This is a genomic window from Bifidobacterium sp. LCP19S3_E9 (genome assembly GCF_052121135.1).
In the GTDB taxonomy this organism is placed as follows: domain Bacteria; phylum Actinomycetota; class Actinomycetes; order Actinomycetales; family Bifidobacteriaceae; genus Bifidobacterium; species Bifidobacterium thermacidophilum.
Genome location: NZ_JBQKEV010000018.1, coordinates 1 through 1,780 on the forward strand (window position 1 = coordinate 1; position 1,780 = coordinate 1,780).

General features: G+C 59.5%; 1 rRNA gene. It reads left to right on the forward strand.

The window, feature by feature from the left end:
• Positions 1–239 precede the first annotated feature (239 nt).
• Positions 240–1,769, forward strand: a 16S ribosomal RNA gene (locus ACTQYB_RS07990).
• Positions 1,770–1,780: the final 11 nt, after the last annotated feature.

The window sequence follows — 1,780 nt, forward strand, 5'->3', positions numbered from 1 at the left end:
GTTGGTTTTGTCGGGTGTGTGGTGGTGGTTTGAGAACTCAAGAGCGTGTCTGTACTACTTCTTTATAGTCAATGATTGCCAGTCCGGTCCCCGCTTCCGTGCGGGGTGTTTGATTGTCCTGCGTGGGAGTCCGCGAGGGCGGTTGATGGGGGTCGGGGTTTTCGTGCGAGTCGCCTTTCCTTATTAGGCGACCGTCAATTATTTTGTGAGAGTCTGTTATTGGCTTTCCGCATTGTTTTTTTGTGGAGGGTTCGATTCTGGCTCAGGATGAACGCTGGCGGCGTGCTTAACACATGCAAGTCGAACGGGATCCTGCAAGCTTGCTTGCGGGTGAGAGTGGCGAACGGGTGAGTAATGCGTGACCAACCTGCCCCATGCTCCGGAATAGCTCCTGGAAACGGGTGGTAATGCCGGATGTGCCGGGCTCCTGCATGGGGGTCCGGGAAAGCTCTGGCGGCGTGGGATGGGGTCGCGTCCTATCAGCTTGTTGGCGGGGTGAGGGCCCACCAAGGCTTCGACGGGTAGCCGGCCTGAGAGGGCGACCGGCCACATTGGGACTGAGATACGGCCCAGACTCCTACGGGAGGCAGCAGTGGGGAATATTGCACAATGGGCGCAAGCCTGATGCAGCGACGCCGCGTGCGGGATGGAGGCCTTCGGGTTGTAAACCGCTTTTGTTTGGGAGCAAGCCCTTCGGGGTGAGTGTACCTTTCGAATAAGCACCGGCTAACTACGTGCCAGCAGCCGCGGTAATACGTAGGGTGCGAGCGTTATCCGGATTTATTGGGCGTAAAGGGCTCGTAGGCGGTTCGTCGCGTCCGGTGTGAAAGTCCATCGCCTAACGGTGGATCTGCGCCGGGTACGGGCGGGCTGGAGTGCGGTAGGGGAGACTGGAATTCCCGGTGTAACGGTGGAATGTGTAGATATCGGGAAGAACACCAATGGCGAAGGCAGGTCTCTGGGCCGTTACTGACGCTGAGGAGCGAAAGCGTGGGGAGCGAACAGGATTAGATACCCTGGTAGTCCACGCCGTAAACGGTGGATGCTGGATGTGGGGCCCTTCCACGGGTCCCGTGTCGGAGCCAACGCGTTAAGCATCCCGCCTGGGGAGTACGGCCGCAAGGCTAAAACTCAAAGAAATTGACGGGGGCCCGCACAAGCGGCGGAGCATGCGGATTAATTCGATGCAACGCGAAGAACCTTACCTGGGCTTGACATGTTCCCGACGACGGCAGAGATGTCGTTTCCCTTCGGGGCGGGTTCACAGGTGGTGCATGGTCGTCGTCAGCTCGTGTCGTGAGATGTTGGGTCAAGTCCCGCAACGAGCGCAACCCTCGCCCCGTGTTGCCAGCGCGTCATGGCGGGAACTCACGGGGGACCGCCGGGGTTAACCCGGAGGAAGGTGGGGATGACGTCAGATCATCATGCCCCTTACGTCCAGGGCTTCACGCATGCTACAATGGCCGGTACAGCGGGATGCGACATGGTGACATGGAGCGGATCCCTGAAAACCGGTCTCAGTTCGGATCGGAGCCTGCAACCCGGCTCCGTGAAGGCGGAGTCGCTAGTAATCGCGGATCAGCAACGCCGCGGTGAATGCGTTCCCGGGCCTTGTACACACCGCCCGTCAAGTCATGAAAGTGGGCAGCACCCGAAGCCGGTGGCCTGACCAGTTCTGCTGGGGGGAGCCGTCTAAGGTGAGGCTCGTGATTGGGACTAAGTCGTAACAAGGTAGCCGTACCGGAAGGTGCGGCTGGATCACCTCCTTTCTACGGAGAAT